Source organism: Streptomyces sp. WI03-4A, from assembly GCF_033792105.1.
Classification (GTDB): Bacteria; Actinomycetota; Actinomycetes; order Streptomycetales; family Streptomycetaceae; genus Streptomyces; species Streptomyces collinus_A.
The window spans coordinates 138752-156684 of record NZ_JARAUO010000010.1 but is presented as its reverse complement, the minus strand read 5'-3'; the positions used below and the strand labels follow the sequence as shown (position 1 = coordinate 156684).

17 protein-coding genes are annotated in these 17933 nt (G+C 72.5%); 9 read left to right on the top strand and 8 right to left on the bottom strand.

Features of this window, described 5'->3' with window-relative positions; genetic code table 11:
- Positions 1-42 precede the first annotated feature (42 nt).
- Both PV343_RS14040 and PV343_RS14035 read right to left on the bottom strand, forming a co-directional pair.
- The gene (locus PV343_RS14040; RefSeq protein ID WP_319147211.1) at positions 43-714 is read right to left on the bottom strand and encodes a response regulator transcription factor; all 672 of its coding nucleotides are present in this window, start codon (positions 712-714) and stop codon (positions 43-45) included.
- A gap of 68 nt (positions 715-782) precedes the next feature.
- Positions 783-1988: a sensor histidine kinase gene (locus tag PV343_RS14035; protein ID WP_319147210.1), complete on the bottom strand. Its 1206-nt coding sequence runs from the start codon at positions 1986-1988 to the stop codon at positions 783-785.
- Positions 1989-2106: 118 nt separating this feature from the next.
- Between PV343_RS14035 and PV343_RS14030 the strand changes: the two genes are divergently transcribed.
- Positions 2107-3204, top strand: a complete 1098-nt coding sequence (locus PV343_RS14030; protein WP_319147209.1) for an SAM-dependent methyltransferase — start codon at positions 2107-2109, stop codon at positions 3202-3204.
- 13 nt (positions 3205-3217) lie between these two features.
- Here PV343_RS14030 and PV343_RS14025 read toward each other — a convergent pair whose 3' ends face one another.
- Positions 3218-4366, bottom strand: coding sequence for an NADH-quinone oxidoreductase subunit D (locus PV343_RS14025; RefSeq protein WP_133924536.1), 1149 nt, complete (start codon positions 4364-4366; stop codon positions 3218-3220).
- Positions 4367-4397: 31 nt separating this feature from the next.
- Here PV343_RS14025 and PV343_RS14020 point away from each other — a divergent pair, with 31 nt between their 5' ends.
- Positions 4398-4901 (top strand): PH domain-containing protein, encoded by a 504-nt coding sequence (locus PV343_RS14020; protein ID WP_319147208.1) that lies wholly within the window; start codon positions 4398-4400, stop codon positions 4899-4901.
- On the top strand, positions 4898-6223 hold the full coding sequence (locus PV343_RS14015; protein ID WP_319147207.1) for a PH domain-containing protein: 1326 nt from the start codon (positions 4898-4900) through the stop codon (positions 6221-6223). Before PV343_RS14020 ends, PV343_RS14015 begins: the two co-directional genes overlap by 4 nt.
- Positions 6224-6310: 87 nt before the next feature.
- Here the strand turns inward: PV343_RS14015 and PV343_RS14010 are convergent, their stop codons facing one another.
- Positions 6311-7684, bottom strand: coding sequence for a hypothetical protein (locus tag PV343_RS14010; protein ID WP_319147206.1), 1374 nt, complete (start codon positions 7682-7684; stop codon positions 6311-6313).
- Positions 7685-7802: 118 nt separating this feature from the next.
- Positions 7803-8927, bottom strand: a complete 1125-nt coding sequence (locus PV343_RS14005) for an alpha/beta hydrolase (protein WP_319147205.1) — start codon at positions 8925-8927, stop codon at positions 7803-7805.
- A gap of 225 nt (positions 8928-9152) precedes the next feature.
- On the opposite strand from PV343_RS14005, the gene PV343_RS14000 reads away from it, so the two are divergent.
- From PV343_RS14000 to PV343_RS13975, 6 genes are all read left to right on the top strand, one after another.
- Entirely contained in the window at positions 9153-10967 is a 1815-nt protein-coding gene (locus tag PV343_RS14000; RefSeq protein ID WP_319147204.1) for a phosphatidylglycerol lysyltransferase domain-containing protein, read from the top strand.
- A 167-nt stretch (positions 10968-11134) separates the two neighbouring features.
- Entirely contained in the window at positions 11135-12049 is a 915-nt protein-coding gene (gene folP / locus PV343_RS13995) for a dihydropteroate synthase (protein WP_319147203.1), read from the top strand.
- The gene (locus tag PV343_RS13990) at positions 12046-12585 is read left to right on the top strand and encodes a nuclear transport factor 2 family protein (protein ID WP_319147202.1); all 540 of its coding nucleotides are present in this window, start codon (positions 12046-12048) and stop codon (positions 12583-12585) included. Before folP ends, PV343_RS13990 begins: the two co-directional genes overlap by 4 nt.
- A gap of 249 nt (positions 12586-12834) precedes the next feature.
- Positions 12835-13194, top strand: coding sequence for a dihydroneopterin aldolase (folB, locus tag PV343_RS13985; protein WP_359264492.1), 360 nt, complete (start codon positions 12835-12837; stop codon positions 13192-13194).
- A complete protein-coding gene (gene folK / locus PV343_RS13980; RefSeq protein WP_319147201.1) occupies positions 13191-13802 on the top strand; it encodes a 2-amino-4-hydroxy-6-hydroxymethyldihydropteridine diphosphokinase in 612 nt (203 codons plus the stop codon). Before folB ends, folK begins: the two co-directional genes overlap by 4 nt.
- Before the next feature lie 59 nt (positions 13803-13861).
- Positions 13862-14353, top strand: a complete 492-nt coding sequence (locus PV343_RS13975; RefSeq protein WP_133924528.1) for a DUF3180 domain-containing protein — start codon at positions 13862-13864, stop codon at positions 14351-14353.
- A gap of 23 nt (positions 14354-14376) precedes the next feature.
- On the opposite strand, the gene folE is transcribed toward PV343_RS13975, so the two are convergent.
- The 3 genes from folE to hpt form a co-directional block, all read right to left on the bottom strand.
- Positions 14377-14982, bottom strand: coding sequence for a GTP cyclohydrolase I FolE (gene folE, locus PV343_RS13970; RefSeq protein ID WP_020941408.1), 606 nt, complete (start codon positions 14980-14982; stop codon positions 14377-14379).
- A 112-nt stretch (positions 14983-15094) separates the two neighbouring features.
- Positions 15095-17134: an ATP-dependent zinc metalloprotease FtsH gene (ftsH, locus tag PV343_RS13965; protein WP_319147200.1), complete on the bottom strand. Its 2040-nt coding sequence runs from the start codon at positions 17132-17134 to the stop codon at positions 15095-15097.
- A 206-nt stretch (positions 17135-17340) separates the two neighbouring features.
- A complete protein-coding gene (gene hpt / locus PV343_RS13960; RefSeq protein ID WP_043476152.1) occupies positions 17341-17901 on the bottom strand; it encodes a hypoxanthine phosphoribosyltransferase in 561 nt (186 codons plus the stop codon).
- Positions 17902-17933: the final 32 nt, after the last annotated feature.

Below are 17933 nucleotides of genomic sequence, written 5' to 3'. Positions count from 1 at the left end.
CGGGCCGTGGCGGATGCCCCTCGGCGGCCGGGCGTCCCGGTGTCAGCCGAGGCCGCCGGCGCGGACCAGGCCGGTCTCGTAGGCCAGGACCACGACCTGGACCCGGTCGCGCAGGCCGAGCTTGGTCAGGATGCGGCCCACATGGGTCTTCACCGTCGCCTCGGACAGCACCAGCCGGGCCGCGATCTCGCCGTTCGACAGGCCCTGCGCGACCAGCACCATGACCTCGCGCTCCCGGTCGGTCAGCCGCTCCAGCTCCTTGTGCTGCGGCTGCTGCCCGGCGGAGGGCAGCATCGGCGCGAACCGGTCCAGCAGCCGGCGGGTGGTGGACGGCGCCACCACGGCGTCGCCGCTGTGCACGGAGCGGATGGCGGTGAGCAGATCGCCGGGCGGCACGTCCTTGAGCATGAAGCCGGAGGCGCCCGCCTTCAGCCCCGAGAAGGCGTACTCGTCCAGGTCGAAGGTGGTCAGGATCAGCACCTTCGGCGGATCGGGCTCGGAGCAGATCCGCCGGGTGGCCTCCACACCGTCCAGCTTCGGCATGCGCACGTCCATGAGGACGACGTCCACGGCGGTGGCCCGCAGCACCTGGAGCGCCTCGACGCCGTCCCCCGCCTCCGCGACGACCTCCATGTCCGGCTGGGCGGCGAGCACCATCCGGAACCCGGTGCGCAGCAGCACCTGGTCGTCGACGAGCATCACGCGGATCGTCATCGGGTCCTCTTCCGTGTCCAGAACGTGGGGTGTGACATGTACAGGTGTCATCAAGGGGTGTGTGGGCGTCAGTGCGCCGGTTTGAGCGGGAGCAGCGCGCTGATCCGGAATCCTCCGCCGGGACGCGGCCCGGCGTCCAGGGTCCCGCCGACCATGCCCACCCGCTCGCGCATGCCGATCAGGCCGTGGCCCTGGCCGTCGGCGCCGCCCTCCTCGTACAGCTCGTGCGGGGCGCCCTTGCCGTCGTCCTCGACGAGCAGGCCGAGCCCGTCGTCGAAGTAGACCAGCCGCACGCTCGCGCCCGCATTGGGCCCGCCGTGCTTGCGGGTGTTGGTGAGCGCCTCCTGCACGATGCGGTACGCGGTCAGCTCCACCCCGCTCGGCAGCGGTCGCGGGGTGCCCTCGACCCGGAAGTCGACGGGCAGACCGGAGCTGCGGCACTTCTCGACGAGGTCGTCGATCTGCTCGACGTCCGGCTGCGGGACGTACTCCCCGCTCTCCTGGTGCTCGCCGGTGCGCAGCACGCCCAGCAGGCGGCGCATCTCGGCGAGCGCCTGGCGGCCGGTCGAGGAGATAGTCTCCAGGGCCTTCTTCGCCTGGTCGGGGGCGGCGTCGAGGACGTAGGCGGCACCGTCGGCCTGGACCACCATCACCGACACGTTGTGCGCGACGACGTCGTGCAGCTCGCGCGCGATCCGGGCGCGCTCGGCGGCGACGGCCACCTTGGACTGCGCCTCGCGCTCCTTCTCCAGCCGGGCCGCGCGCTCCTCAAGCTGCGCGAAGTACGCGCGGCGGGTGCGCATGGAGTCGCCGAGCACCCAGGCCAGCGCGAAGGGCACCGTCTGGAACACGGCGATCGCCACCTGGCCCAGCGCGCTGCTGTGCGTGGCCGGCCAGCGGACCTGCGCGAGGGCCGCGGCGACGAGGCTGACCGCGAGCGCCAGCCGGGAGGCCCAGCGCGCGCCGACCGTCGCGACCGTGTAGGTGATCACCAGCATGGCGAAGTCGGCCACGGTGGTCTCGATGTCCAGCACGAGCTGGACCATCCCGGTGGCGAAGGCCAGCAGGAGCATCGGCTCCGGCAGGCGCCGGCGCAGGGCGACGACGACGCACAGGACGGCGGACACCGCCAGCCCGCCGGCGACCGGCATGTGGTGCTCGGGCGCCCCGCTCTGGTTCATCACGCTCACGCCGGAGAGCCCGAACAGGACGACGGCCCAGAAGGTGTCGACCCACGTCGGGTGCCTGCGGAGGAAGTCATAGAGGCGCTGCACGTAACCCAGAGTAGGGAAACCGGATGCGTGCATGGGTCAACCGGAGGGCCGATCCGCACCCGGCACGTGTACTCCGCAAGGTGGATGCCGTGATCACCTGTGCGCCTAGTCTGTTGCGGTGACAGGAGAGGCGACGGCGGGCGGCGGCCCCGCGGGACGCGGCTGGCGGGAGGCGACCGAGGCGGCGCTCTACGGCCCCGGCGGCTTCTACCGGCGGCCCGAGGGCCCGGCCGGGCACTTCCGCACCTCCGTGCACGCGTCCGCGCTGTTCGCGGGGGCCGTGGCCCGGCTGCTGTGCGGGGTCGACGAGGCGCTCGGGCGGCCGTCCACCCTGGACTTCGTCGACATGGGAGCGGGGCGCGGCGAGCTGGTCTCGGGCGTGCTCGCCGCCCTGCCGGCCCCAGTCGCCGCCCGCACGCGCGCGTACGCCGTCGAGATCGCCGGCCGTCCGTCCGGCCTGGACGAGCGGATCGTCTGGCGGAGCGAGCCCCCGCCGGCGGTCACCGGGCTGCTGTTCGCCAACGAGTGGCTGGACAACGTGCCCGTGGACGTCGCCGAGGTGGACGCCGCGGGCGTGCCCCGGCTGGTGCTGGTCGCCGATGACGGCTCCGAGCGGCTCGGGCGGCCGGTGCCGGACCTGGAGGCGCGCTGGCTGGCGCGATGGTGGCCGCTGCCCGCGGAGGAGGGCCTGCGCGCGGAGATCGGGCTGCCCAGGGACCGGGCGTGGGCGGCGGTGGTGGACCGGGTGGAGCGGGGGCTCGCGGTCGCCGTGGACTACGCGCACACCGCCGGTGCCCGGCCCCCGTACGGGACGCTCACCGGCTTCCGGGAGGGGCGGGAGACGGCACCGGTGCCGGACGGGTCGTGCGACATCACGGCGCACGTCGCACTCGACGCGTGCGCGGAAGCGTGTACGGCCGCCCGCACCGCGCCCACGCCCCCTGGCGCGGCGCCCGCGCCCACCGACACGGCGTGCACGCCCTCCGAGCAGGCGCGCTCACTCCCCACCGCGCGCCTTCTCACGCAGCGCGCCGCTCTGCGCGCCCTGGACCTCACCGGCGCACGCCCCCCGCTCGGACTGGCCTCCACGGACCCCGCGGCCTACGTGCGCGCCCTGGCGAGCGCCGGCGAGGCGGCCGAGCTCACCGCCCCCGGCGGTCTGGGCGACTTCGGCTGGCTGCTCGTGCCGGTCGGCATCGCGGACCCGCTCGCCTAGGGCCTGCTGCGTCCTACTTGTCGATGTCCCCCACCACGAAGAACATCGACCCCAGGATCGCCACCATGTCCGCCACCAAGGTCCCCGGCAGCAGCTCGGTCAGCGCCTGGATGTTGTTGTACGACGCCGAGCGCAGCTTCAGCCGGTACGGGGTCTTCTCGCCCTTGCTGACCAGGTAGTACCCGTTGATGCCGAGCGGGTTCTCGGTCCAGGCGTAGGTGTGGCCCTCGGGCGCCTTCAGCACCTTGGGCAGCCGCTGGTTGATCGGGCCGGGCGCCAGGCCGGCCAGCCGGTCGAGGCAGGCGTCGGCGAGGTCCAGCGCGTTGTGGGTCTGCTCCAGCAGGCACTCGAAGCGGGCCAGGCAGTCGCCCTCGGTCCGGGTGACGACCTTCAGCGTGTCCTGGAGTTCGGGGTAGGCCAGGTACGGCTCGTCGCGGCGCAGGTCGAAGTCGACGCCGGAGGCGCGCGCGATGGGCCCGCTCACGCCGTAGGCGTGCACCGCCTCCGGGGCGAGCTCCCCCACACCCCGGGTGCGGCCGCGGAAGATCTCGTTGCCGAGCACCAGGTCGTCGAAGACGTCCATGCGCGAGCGCACGGCGGCGACGGCCGCACGCGCGCGTGCCGTCCATCCGGCCGGCAGGTCCTCCTTGAGGCCGCCGACCCGGTTGAACATGTAGTGCATGCGGCCGCCGGAGACCTCCTCCATGACGTTCTGGAGCACCTCGCGCTCCCGGAACGCGTAGAACACCGGCGTGATCCCGCCCAGCTCCAGCGGGTACGAACCGAGGAACATCAGGTGGTTCAGGACCCGGTTCAGCTCGGCGAGCAGCGTGCGGGTCCACACCGCGCGCTCGGGTACCTCCATGCCGAGCATCCGCTCCACCGCGAGGACCACGCCCAGCTCGTTGGAGAACGCCGACAGCCAGTCGTGCCGGTTGGCGAGCATGATGATCTGCCGGTAGTCACGCGCCTCGAACAGCTTCTCGGCGCCCCGGTGCATGTAGCCGATCACCGGCTCCGCGTGCACGATGCGCTCGCCGTCCAGCACGAGTTTCAGGCGCAGCACGCCGTGCGTGGACGGGTGCTGGGGGCCGATGTTGAGCACCATGTCGGTGCTCTCGGCGGCGCCACCGATGCCGACCGTGGTCTCCGTCGCAGTCATGCACCCAGTTTCCCCTACGTACGCTGGCCCCATGGAGACGGGGATCCCGGCAGGGACCGGGATGACGGGGGACGAGCCTGAGTGGCGGGGGCTGCCGCCCGGGCTGCTGCGCATGCGGCGGCTGCTGCTGGCGCTGTGGACGGCCGTGCTCGCCCTGGCGGCGGGACTGCTGCCCGGCCTGCTCGCGGGACCGGCGTGGGCCGCCTGGGCGCTGCTGCCGCTGGCCCTGGGGGCGTGGGGCTGGCGGCTGCTGGGCCGCAACTGGCGCTCCTGGCGGTACGCCGAGCGCGCCGACGACCTGCTGATCAGCCGCGGCGTCCTGTGGCGCGAGCAGACCGTGGTGCCGTACGGGCGGATGCAGCTCGTCGAGGTCACCTCGGGCCCGGTGGAGCGCTGGTTCGGACTGGCGGGCGTGCAGCTGCACACCGCGGCCGCGGCGACCGACGCGGCCATCCCCGGTCTCGAGCCGGCCGAGGCCGAGCGGCTGCGCGACCGGCTCACCGAGCTGGGCGAGGCCCGGTCGGCGGGCCTGTGACCGCCACCGGACTGGACGACGCGGTGCCGCGTCCGCCCGTCGCCGAGCGGCGGCTGCACCCGGTCACCCCCTTCCGCCGGGCCTGGGCGCCGGTCACCGTGCTCGCCGGCTGGGCCGTGCACGATCCGAACGGCGCGCAGGAGCAGGCGCAGCGGCTGACCTCCACCATGCTCCTGACCGGGCTCGCCGTGCTGGTCCCGGCGGCCGGCCTCTACGGCTTCCTGTCCTGGTGGTTCACCCACTACGCCGTCACCGACAGCGAACTGCGCATCCGTACCGGGCTGCTGTTCCGGCGCACCGCGCACATCCGGCTGGAACGCATCCAGGCCGTCGACGTCACCCGGCCGCTCCTCGCGCGCGTGGCGGGTGTGGCCAAGCTGCGGATAGACGTCGTGGGGGCCGACAAGAAGGACGAACTGGCCTTCCTGGGCGAGCGGGAGGCCCGTGCGCTGCGCGCGGAACTGCTCGCCCGCGCGGCGGGTTTCGCGCCCGAGGCGGCCCGCGAGGTCGGCGAGGCACCGGCGTGCGAGCTGCTGCGGGTGCCACCGCGCGGACTGGCGCTCTCCCTGCTGCTCACCGGCGCCACCTGGGGCTCCCTGATCGCCGTCGTCGTCGTCCCGCCCCTGCTCTGGCTCGCCACCCACAGCCTGTGGACGGTGCTCGCCGTGGCGCTGCCGCTGCTCGGCGCGGCGGGCGCGAGGAGCGCGGGACGGTTCGTCGCCGAGTACGACTGGACGGTGGCGGAGTCCCCGGACGGGCTGCGCATCGACCACGGGCTGCTCGACCGCGCGCACGAGACGGTGCCGCCGGGCCGGGTGCAGACCGTGCGGATCGTGGAGCCGCTGCTGTGGCGGCGGCTGGGCTGGGTGCGGGTCGAGCTGGACGTGGCGGGGTCCGACAACTCGGTGCTGGTGCCGGTCGCCCCGCGCGCGGTCGCCGAGTCGGTGATAGCGCACGTCCTGCCCGGCGTGACCGTGCCGGCGGCGCCGTCCCGCCCGCCGCGCCGGGCCGGCCGGTGCGCGCCGGTGCGGTGGCGGGGCTACGGCCTCGCGGTCACCGAGTCGGTGTTCGCGGCCCGGCACGGCCTGCTGCGCCGCCGCCTGGCGCTGGTCCCGCACGCCAAGGTGCAGAGCGTACGGCTCACCCAGGGGCCCTGGGAGCGTCTGTGGCGGCTCGCCGACGTCCATGTGGACACCGGAGCGGGCAAGACCGTCACGGCCCGTCTGCGGGACGCCGAGGACGCGGCCCGGCTGCTCTCGGAGCAGGCGGAGCGGTCCCGCACCGGCCGCCGGGACGCCCGTCCGGACCGCTGGATGGCGTGAGCCCGGCTCACGGGCGAGGTGCGGCACGACAGCCGTGAGCCCGGCTCACCCTCGCGGGATGGGCCGGGCCCGGTGCTCGGTGCGGTCTCAGGAGGCGGCGGTGCGCAGCCCCTGGACGTCGATCTGCTCGGTCTCGTCGTGCGCGGTCAGGTCGATCACCTGGCCGCCGCCGCGCGACTCCTCGTCGGCCGGCTTGAACTGCGCCTCGGTCTCGGCCTTGTGCAGGGCGAGGGCCTCCTGGCCGACGACGTCGGCGAGGTCCTCGTTCTGCACCGAGTCCAGCGCGTCGGACGAGGCCTCCTTCTGGGTGCCGAAGAAGTCGAACCCGCCCTCGACCGTGGGGCGCCGCACGGGCGCTGCCGGTACGACGGCCACCGCGGTCGGCACCGTGAAGTGCCCGGAGGGCTGCTGCCCGGCGGACCGGGCGGGCCGCTCCGGTGCGGTCGGGGAGGCGGCCGTGTGCTCGTGCCCACCGGCCGCCCCGGGCTTCCCCTGGGCCTCGCCCTCCTGAGCGGCCTCCCGCGCGGGCCGCTTCCCCGGGCCGTCGCCCGGATCCCCGCCGGGCTCGGTCCCGGCGGTCCCGGTCACTGGTTCGGGCGCGGGCCTGGCGGCGGACACGGACTCGGCGGCGGCCTCGGGTGCGGAGCCGGCCGGCTCGGCGTTCGCGCCCCGCGCCCCGGACCGCACGGCCGCGGCGTCGACCTCGGGCTCTGCCTCGGACTCCGCCCCGGAATCGACCGTGGCCTCGGAATCGACCGCGACCGCGGCCTCAGACCCGTCGTCGTCGGCGGCGGCGTCGGCCTCGGCCGCCGCACTGTCACGGTCGAGCCGGGACAGCGCCACGGCCGCGTCGAGGAACAGCCGGGCGCCCGCGGCGGAGAACACGGCCCCCGTACCGGGTTTCTTCTCGGCGTCGGTCGCCTCGGCCTCGGTGGCCTCGGTCGTGCCCGCGGTCTCGGGTTCGGCGCTGCGCGCGGGCGGCAGCGCGGGCAGGCCGGACGGCTCGGCCGCCTCGATCTCCAGCAGCCGGCGCCCCTCCAGGGCGCTGGCGCGCTCGGTCTCGGCGGTGGCGTAGCGGCGCAGCAGGGACGCGTGCTCGTTGCGCAGCCCGGCCAGCTCCGCGCGCTTGGCGCGCAGGCGCTGCTCCAGCTTGGTGCGCAGCTCGCGCGACTCCTCCAGGTCGGTCTCCAGTTCGGCGACCCGCTCCTCGAAGCGCCACTCGTCGCTGGCACGCGCGCGCGTGAGGTCGGCGACCTGCTTGCCCGCCTGGGCGTCCCAGCGGCGCATCACGAAGGCGCCCGCGACCGCCGTGGCCGCGGCCGCGGCGGCGAGCGCCCGCAACACGGCGGCCTCGGAGAACACCCAGGGACCCAGCGCGCAGACGGCGGAGACACCGGCGATCGCCGACGGTGGCAACAGCCGGTGCAGAGGCGGTGAATGGCGGTGGCGTCCACGTGGCATGGCCAGAAACTTACCGCGCGTAGGCGGTTCGCGGACCCCCGCCCCGCAAAAACACAGCCACACCGCCGGCTTCACGGGGCATCAGGCGCCTACACGGGACATCAGGCGCATACGGGACTCACCGATCGCTCAGCCGGCCGCTGAGCCACTGGAGCGCCGCGGGGATCTCCCGCCGCCAGGTGTTGAAGTTGTGCCCGCCGCTGTCGAGGATGATCGACGCGATCCGGGTCTTGTTCGTGGCCTGCACCCGCTCTATGAACCTGAGCGTGTCCGCGTAGTTGTGCTCACCGACCTTGCTGCTGGTGACGAGCAGCGAGGTGTCCGGCGCGGGCGCGTGCCCGATGAGCCACATGAGGTCGGCCCGGTCGCGCAGCCCGCGGTCGCGGCGGAAGAGGTCGCCGGTCGTGGGGTCGATCGGCGCCTTGTAGTACGGCGACAGGCCGACCCCGGCCGCGAAGACCTTCGGGAAGTGCATGGCGAGCTTCAGCGCGCAGTAGCCGCCGGTCGAGTCGCCCATGACGCCCCAGCTCCCGGGGCGCTTGCCCACCCGGTAGTGGGCCAGCACCGCCTCCGGGAGGTCCTTCGCAAAAAACGTTTCCGTCTGCGGTCCCCCGGGGACGTCCACGCACTCGGTGTCGCGCGGCGGCGCCACCGTCGGGCGCAGCATCACCAGGATCATCGGCTGCATCCGGCCGTTCTTCGCCAGCTCCTGGGCCGTGCGCGGGTAGTGCAGTTTGTCGACCAGCGCCTGGGCGGTACCGGGATACCCCGTCAGCACGACGGTGACCGGGAACGTGCGGGTGCGGAACTGCGGCTGGAAGTACTCGGGCGGCAGGTAGACGTACGCCGGTGTGGCGAGGCGGGACGTGCGGCCCTCTATGTCCACCCGCTGGATCTGACCGGTGGTCTGCGGCCGGTCGCCGCTGACGCCCTGCACGGCGCCGCTGGAGACCACTTGGAGCGGCCCGCCCCCGCCGCCGGCCGTGTGGTTCACGACGACGCCCTGGTCGGTCTCCTGACCGAACAGGTCCGCCCAGCTCGCGTAGAACCCGAAGACCTGGTTGGCGGCGATCCCCAGGGAGGCCAGGAGCGCCACCTGGGTCACCAGGAGCAGGCCGACACGGCCGCTGACGGCACGCCAGCTCCGCCGCGCCAGCCGCGGCCACAGCCACACCGTGGCGACGAACAGCAGCGCGGCGAAGACGGCCGCCAGCGCAAGCACTTTGTTGCTCGTGAGACCCATGGGCTGTTCCTGCCTGCGCTTTCCGCCCGTGGCGCCCGCGCTTCGTCGCGAGGACTTGCCCGGGGCTTTCCGTGGCCTTTGACCCAGCTTTCCGGTGAGGAGTGAACCTCTCTCCCCAAGACACCGTCCTAGAGGGCGCAATGTCGCCGGATGCCCGAATCGGCACCGGGTTCAAGGTCTCTCGCAGAACTACGGGATGCGATGTCTGTCAGGATAGATGGGGAAATGTCGGGCGGGGTTCCGGACCGATCAAGCCGGGCGCGGCGCATACTGCGCGGCCCGCGCCCCGAGGCCGTACCCACCCTGGTCGCCAGGGCCTGCGCCCTCGTCGGCGCGGTGGACATCGCGGGGGGTGTGTTCCCGCGCTTCCGCCACAGCCGGATGCACGCCATCGCCGAAGTGCTGCCCGGCTCCTTCGGGCCCTTCGCCGCGGCACTCTCGCTCAGCGTGGGCGTGCTCCTCCTGCTGCTCGCCCACGGTCTGCGGCGCCGCAAGCGGCGGGCCTGGCGCGCGGCCGTCGCCCTGCTGCCGGCCGGCGCCGTCGCCGAGTTCGTCTACCGGCACTCGCTCATCGGCGTGCTCATCTCGGTGGCGCTTTTGTTCCCGCTGCTGCGCCACCGCGACGAGTTCGCCGCTCTGCCCGACCCGCGCAGCCGCTGGCGGGCGCTCGCCAACTTCGTCCTGATGAGCGCCGGCTCCCTGGCCCTCGGCATGGTCATCGTCAGCGTCCACCCCAACCGCATGGTCGGGGACCCGAGCGTCGCCGACCGGCTCACCCACGTCATCTACGGCCTGTTCGGCTTCGAGGGCCCCGTCGACTACGCCGGCAACACCTCCTGGACGGTCGCCTTCTCCCTCGGCGCCCTCGGCTGGCTGACCGCCGTCACCACCGTCTACCTGGCCTTCCGCCCCGAGCACCCGGCCGCCCGGCTCACCGAGGAGGACGAGGAGAAGCTGCGGGCCCTGCTGGCCAGGCACGGCCGCCGCGACTCCCTCGGCCACTTCGCGCTGCGCCGGGACAAGGCGGTCGTCTTCTCCCCCAGCGGCAAGGCCGCCGTCACCTACCGCGTCGTCTCCGGCGTGATGCTCGCCAGCGGCGACCCCATCGGCGACGTCGAGGCCTGGCCCGGCGCCATCGAGCGCTTCATGGACGAGGCCAAGGCCCACTCCTGGACCCCCGCGGTCATGGGCTGCTCCGAGACCGGCGGCGAGGTCTGGACCCGCGAGACCGGCCTGGACGCCCTGGAGCTGGGCGACGAGGCGGTGGTCGACGTGGCGGATTTCTCGCTCGCCGGACGCGCGATGCGCAACGTGCGCCAGATGGTCAAGCGCATCGAGCGGGCCGGCTACGAAACCCGGGTACGGCGCATCCGTGACCTCGGCGAGGCCGAACTGGAGCGCATCCGCCTGGCCGCCGAGGACTGGCGCGGCACCGACACCGAGCGCGGCTTCTCCATGGCGCTCGGCCGCATCGGCGACGCGGCCGACGGCGACTGCCTGATAGCGACCGCCCACAAAGCCGACGAGCAGCCCGGCGCGTACGGCGACCTGAAGGCGATCCTGCACTTCGTGCCCTGGGGCGAGGACGGCGTCTCGCTGGACCTCATGCGCCGCGACCGCGCCGCCGACCCGGGCATGAACGAACTGCTGATCGTCGCCGCCCTGCAGGCCGCGCCCAAGTTCGGCGTCACCCGCGTCTCGCTGAACTTCGCCATGTTCCGCTCCGCCCTCGCCCGCGGCGAGAAGATCGGCGCGGGACCCGTGCTGCGCGCCTGGCGCGGACTGCTGGTGTTCCTCTCCCGCTGGTTCCAGATCGAGTCGCTGTACAAGTTCAACGCCAAGTTCCAGCCCCGCTGGGAGCCCCGCTTCGTCGTCTACCGCGCCTCCGCCGACCTGCCCCGCATCGGCTTCGCCGCCATGCAGGCCGAAGGCTTCGTCGACCTCGCCCTGCCGCTGCCGCGCTTCCTGCGCCGGCGCAGGGCGGCCGCCGGGCGCCCCTGCGCGCACGCCGTCGCGGAACACGACGTCCGGGCCGCCTGAGCCCGGCCGTCCCGACCCGCCCGCCCCTGCCGTGCCCCCGCACCACCCCCGCACCGGCCGCGGAGCGGCCCCACCGGCCCGGACGGAAGCCCCGCCCCCTCCGGCACAGGGGCTTCCGCCCGGGCCGCCGCGCGTTCACCCCCACCCCCTGGGCCTACGCTGAACATATGAACAACCACAGCGGGCGCGGCCACCTGGCAGGCCTACCGGAATGGGACCGGTGCGCGGTCATGGGCGTCGTCAACGTGACCCCCGACTCCTTCTCCGACGGCGGCCGCTGGTTCGACACGACCGCCGCCGTCAAGCACGGCCTGGACCTGGTCGCCGAGGGCGCCGACCTGGTGGACGTCGGCGGCGAGTCCACCCGCCCCGGAGCCACCCGGGTGGACGAGGCCGAGGAACTGCGGCGCGTCATCCCCGTCGTTCGCGGCCTGGCCTCCGAGGGCGTGGTCGTCTCCGTCGACACCATGCGCGCCTGTGTCGCCGAGCAGTCCCTGGCGGCGGGCGCCGCCCTCGTCAACGACGTCAGCGGCGGCCTCGCCGACCCCGCGATGATCCCCGTGGTCGCCGCCACCGGCGCCCCCTTCGTCGTCATGCACTGGCGTGGCTTCCTCGCCGGCGGCAACGTCCACGGCACGTACGAGGACGTCGTCACCGAGGTCGTCGACGAACTCCGCGCGCGCGTGGACGCCGTCCTCGCCGGCGGCATCGCGCCCGACCGCATCGTCGTCGACCCGGGCCTCGGCTTCTCCAAGGAGGCCGATCACGACCTCAGCCTCCTCGCCCACCTCGACCGCCTGCACGCCCTCGGCCACCCGCTGCTCGTCGCCGCCTCCCGCAAGCGGTTCCTCGGCCGCGTCCTGGCCGGCCCGCAGGGCGCGCCCCCGCCCGCCCGCGAGCGCGACGCCGCCACGGCCGCGGTCTCGGCCCTCGCCGCACACGCCGGCGCATGGGCCGTACGCGTGCACGAGGTACGCGCGACGGCGGACGCGGTACGGGTCGCCCGGGCCGTGGAAGGGGCGCGCACGGCGCCCGGCACGCCGGCGGAAGACAGCGCGGACGGGGCGGAAGGAGCCAGGTGAGCGCCCCCCACACCGACGTCGAGCAGGTGGAGGCCGCCAACACCGCCTTCTACGAGGCGATGGAGCGCGGGGACTTCGACGAACTGTCCTCGCTCTGGCTCACCCCCTCCGACCTGGGCGTCGACGAGGAGTACCACGACCCGGCGGACAGCGGCGTGATCTCCTGCGTCCACCCCGGCTGGCCGGTCCTCACCGGCCGCGCCGAGGTCCTCAGGTCCTACGCCCTGATCATGGCCAACACCGACTACATCCAGTTCTTCCTCACCGACGTGCACGTCTCCGTCACCGGCGACACCGCCCTCGTGAACTGCACCGAGAACATCCTCAGCGGCGGCCCCGCCCCCGAGGACGGCGACGAACTCGGTCCCCTGGTCGGCCAGCTCGTCGTCGCCACCAACGTCTTCCGGCGCACCCCCACCGGCTGGAAGCTGTGGTCCCACCACGCCTCCCCGGTCCTGGCCGAGACCGGCGAGGCCGACGAGAACGGTGAGAACGGGGCGAACGGCGCGGATCCGGACGACAGTCCACTCGCATGAGCGGGTACACGGCCCGCAGGGACCAAGAAGTGGTTGGAATCACGAACCCGCGGGTAGGAGCGGCTACCAGCCCATGACGCGGCCGGGTTCCCCAGGGGAAACACAAGGTGAAGCCTGCGCACACCCGCCCGGGCCCCCGCCCCCGCGACCCGGTCGTGTCAGTGCCCGCAGGTAGATTCGTCTGAGGCCGGTGTGCCGCCCGCACGCGACACCCGCCGGCCGTTCCCGACGATTGCAGGAGTGATTCGCGTGGATCGTGTCGCGCTGCGCGGCCTGAAGGCCCGCGGGCACCACGGGGTGTTCCCCAGGGAGCGCGAGGAGGGCCAGACCTTCCTCGTGGACCTCGTCCTCGGCCTGGACACCCGGCCGGCCGCCGCCGACGACGACCTGACGAAGACCGTGCACTACGGCATCGTGGCGGAGGAGGTCGTGGCCGTGGTCGAGGGCGAGCCGGTGAACCTCATCGAGACACTCGCGGAGCGCATCGCCCAGACCTGTCTGAAGCACGAGCATGTCCAGGAGGTCGAGGTCCGCGTCCACAAGCCGGACGCCCCGATCACCGTCCCCTTCGACGACGTGACCGTCACGATCACCCGGAGCCGAGTATGACCCGACCTTTCGCCCTGGGCCACAGCGACCCGACCGTCCAGCCGGTGCCGGCGTCGGTCGTCGAACAGGTCGACGCCGCCGACACCACCCTGAGCAACCCGAAATGGGCCGTGATCTCCATCGGCTCCAACCTCGGCAACCGCCTGGAGACCCTCCAGGGGGCCGTGGACGCGCTGGAGGACACCCCCGGTGTCCGGGTGAAGGCCGTCTCCCCCGTCTACGAGACCGAGCCCTGGGGCGTCGAGCCGGGCTCCCAGCCCTCCTACCTGAACGCGGTCGTGGCCCTCAAGACCACCCTGCCGCCCTCCTCCCTGCTGGAGCGCGCCCACGCCGTCGAGGAGGCCTTCAACCGCGTCCGGGACGAGCGCTGGGGCCCCCGCACCCTGGACGTCGACATCGTCGCGTACGCGGGCGTCACCTCCGACGACCCGAAGCTCACCCTCCCGCACCCCCGCGCCCACGAACGCGCCTTCGTGCTCGCCCCCTGGCACGACGTCGACCCGGAGGCCCAGCTGCCCGGCCGCGGCCCCGTGGCCGCACTCCTGTCGGCGCTCACCCGCGACGGCGTCGAAGCGCGTGCGGACCTGGAACTCCGACTGCCCGAGTAGTCGTTAAGGTCAAGGACGACCACAGTCCGGGGACGGTCCGGGGGAGCTGAAGGGACACCGTGAGAGAGCTGCGCATCAGGGTGCTGGTAGGCGTGTTCGTCGTGGCCGGCGTCCTGTCCTGGGCGGGCGCCCGCCTCTGGAACTCGGTCGGGACCCTCCCGAGCGTCCCCCTGGCCGCCCCCATCGTCCTCGCGCTGATCGCGGTGGTCCTGCTCTCCACGGCGCTCTCGCTGCGCGCCCGCTTCAAGGCCCAGCGCGAGCGCCGCCCCGGCGCGAAGGGCGTCGACCCCCTGATGGCCGCCCGCGCCGTCGTCTTCGGCCAGGCCAGCGCCCTGGTGGCCGCCCTGGTCGCCGGCATGTACGGCGGCACGGGCGTCTTCCTGCTGGAACTGCTCGACATCCCAACCCGCCGGGACCAGGCCATCTACGCGGGCTTCTCGGTCCTGGCGGGCATCGGCGTGATAGCGGCGGCCCTGTTCCTGGAGCGGGTCTGCCGCCTCCCCGAGGACGACGACCAGAACAACCACGCGGGCGCGGAACCGGCGGCCTGACCGCCGGCCCCGCCCAGCCGGGGTCAGCGCGCCAGTATCAGGCTCATCGCCTCGGCGCGGGTGGTGGCGTCGCGCAGTTGGCCCCGCACCGCCGAGGTGGTCGTCTTGGCGCCGGGCTTGCGGATGCCCCGCACCGACATGCACATGTGCTCGGCCTCGATGACGACGATCGCGCCACGCGCCTCCAGGATCCGGACGAGAGAATCCGCGATCTGGGTGGTGAGCCGTTCCTGCACCTGCGGACGGCGGGCGAACACCTCGACGAGGCGGGCCAGCTTCGACAGGCCGGTGATCTTGCCGGTCTCCGCGGGAATGTAGCCGACGTGGGCCACGCCGTGGAACGGCAGGAGATGGTGTTCGCACAGCGACACGATCTCGATGTCCTTCACCAGGACCATCTCGTCGTGGCCCAGATCGAAGGTCGTCGTCAGCACGTCCTCGGGTTCCTGCCACAGCCCGGCCAGGAGCTCCCGATAGGCCCGCGCCACCCGCGCCGGCGTGTCCCGCAGCCCCTCGCGGTCCGGGTCCTCGCCCACCGCGATCAGGAGTTCGCGTACGGCGTTCTCGGCTCGCTTCTCATCGAACTCGCCGATGAAGCCGTCGCCGGCCAGCGTCACGGGGTCGGTCATCTGATGCCTCGTTCCTGTACGTCTTGCCCGCGGGCATAACGAAATGCCGCGCCCCCCAGGCTAAAACCTGGGGGGCGCGGCATTCATTCCGGCCCTGTCGGCCGGGACGAGGTCAGCTCTCCGGGCGGTCCTCCACGGTCTGCTCCGTCACCGGGGCGGACTCGGAGGCCGTGGACTTGGCCGTGCTGATCGCCGCCGTGGACCCGTTCGCGCCGTTGGTCAGTGCGAGCTCCTTGGGGGAGAGCACCGGCGGGCGGGTGGAGGGCGTACGGCGGGACGAGCCGGTCCAGGCGGGCCGCGGCGGGCGCTTGTGGATCCCGGCGAAGATCTCGGCGATCTCCTCCTTGCCCAGGGTCTCCTTCTCCAGGAGAGCCAGGACGAGGTTGTCCAGCACGTCGCGGTTCTCGACCAGGATCTCCCAGGCCTCGTTGTGAGCGGTCTCGATGAACTTCTTGACCTCTTCGTCCACCAGGGCGGCGATCTCTTCCGAGTAGTCGCGCTGGTGAGCCATCTCACGTCCGAGGAAGGGCTCGCTGTTGTCGCCGCCGAACTTGATGGCGCCGAGCCGCTCGGTCATGCCGTACTGCGTGACCATCGCGCGGGCCAGATTGGTGGCCTTCTCGATGTCGTTGGCGGCGCCGGTGGTCGGGTCGTGGAAGACCAGTTCCTCCGCCGCACGGCCGCCCAGCATGTAGGCGAGCTGGTCGAGCATCTCGTTGCGGGTGGTCGAGTACTTGTCCTCGTCCGGGAGCACCATCGTGTAGCCGAGGGCGCGACCGCGGGAGAGGATCGTGATCTTGTGCACCGGGTCGGAGTTCGGGGAGGCCGCCGCGACCAGGGCGTGGCCGCCCTCGTGGTACGCGGTGATCTTCTTCTCCTTGTCCGACATGATCCGGGTCCGCTTCTGCGGGCCCGCCACCACGCGGTCGATCGCCTCGTCCAGAGCCTTGTTGTCGATCAGCTTCTGGTCGCTGCGGGCGGTGAGCAGCGCGGCCTCGTTGAGCACGTTGGCGAGGTCGGCGCCGGTCATGCCGGGAGTGCGGCGGGCGACGGCGGCCAGGTCGACGTCGGACGCGACCGGCTTGCCCTTCTGGTGGACCTTGAGGATCTCCATGCGGCCCTGCAGGTCCGGCGGGTCGACCGCGATCTGGCGGTCGAAGCGGCCGGGGCGCAGCAGCGCCGGGTCGAGGATGTCGGGCCGGTTCGTGGCGGCGATGAGGATCACGCCGCCCTTCACGTCGAAGCCGTCCATCTCGACGAGGAGCTGGTTCAGGGTCTGCTCGCGCTCGTCGTGACCGCCGCCGAGGCCGGCGCCGCGGTGGCGGCCGACCGCGTCGATCTCGTCCACGAAGACGATCGCCGGGGCGTTCGCCTTGGCCTGCTCGAACAGGTCACGGACACGGGAGGCACCGACACCGACGAACATCTCGACGAAGTCGGAACCGGAGATCGAGTAGAAGGGGACGCCCGCCTCGCCGGCGACGGCGCGCGCGAGGAGCGTCTTGCCCGTACCCGGGCGGCCGTAGAGGAGCACGCCCTTGGGGATCTTGGCGCCGACGGCCTGGAACTTGGCCGGTTCCTGGAGGAACTCCTTGATCTCGTGGAGCTCCTCGACGGCCTCGTCGCAGCCGGCGACGTCGGAGAAGGTGGTCTTCGGGGTGTCCTTGGTGATGAGCTTGGCCTTGGACTTGCCGAAGTTCATGACCCGGCTGCCGCCGCCCTGCATCTGGTTCATCAGGAACAGGAAGACGACCACGATCAGAACGAAGGGCAGCAGCGAGAGCAGCACGCCGACGAACGGGTTCTGCTTCGACGGCGACACCGTGTAGCCGTCGGGGATCTGCTTGTCCTGGAACTTGGCCTGCAGCGTGTTGGCGATGGTCACGCCCTGGTCGCCGATGTAGCTCGCCTGGATCTTCGAGCTGTCTTCGACCTTCACACCGTCCTTGAGCGTGACCTTGATGGTCTGCTCGTCACCGGTGGTGAGTTTGGCCGACTCGACCTTGTTGTCGTTGATCGCCGCCACGACCTGGCCGGTGTCCACCGTCTTGTAGCCGCCGGACGAGCCGACGACCTGCATCAACACGACCACGGCAAGGACGGCCAGCACGATCCACATGACCGGCCCACGGAAGTATCGCTTCACGTCCATCCATACGGAGCGGAGTCGCCCCGTCCCTCCTGCCATAGTGAGTTTGATAAGACAGTTCTTCTGACGGTACCCCAGCATTGTTGCCCGAAGCCGCACGGAGCGGCATCGACGGCCGGCATTCCCGTCTCTGCATGCTCCAACGCCGTGAAACCCGCTGGGGTTCCCGATCGTCTTACAGGGGCTGGCCCTGGGGGCGCAGCCGCCGGTCAGCCGCCGTAGACGTGGGGCGCGAGCGTACCCACGAACGGCAGGTTGCGGTACTTCTCGGCGTAGTCGAGGCCGTAGCCCACGACGAACTCGTTCGGGATGTCGAACCCGACCCACTCGACGTCGATGGCGACCTTGGCGGCGTCGGGCTTGCGCAGCAGCGTGCACACCTTGAGGGTGGCGGGCTCGCGGGACCCGAGGTTGTTGATCAGCCAGGACAGGGTCAGCCCGGAGTCGATGATGTCCTCGACGATCAGGACGTGCTTGCCCTTGATGTCGGTGTCGAGGTCCTTGAGGATCCGGACGACACCGGAGGACTGGGTGCCCGCGCCGTAGGAGGACACGGCCATCCAGTCCATGGTGACGGGGGTGGACAGCGACCGGGCGAGGTCCGCCATGACCATCACGGCGCCCTTGAGCACGCCGACGATGAGCAGGTCCTTGCCCGCGTATTCCGCGTCGATCTTCGCGGCCAGCTCTGCCAGCTTCGCGTCGATCTCTTCCTTGGTGATGAGCACCTGCTGGAGGTCGGCACCCATGTCTTTCGCGTCCACCCGCATCACTTTCGGTCGTCCCGCACTTACGGCCTCCG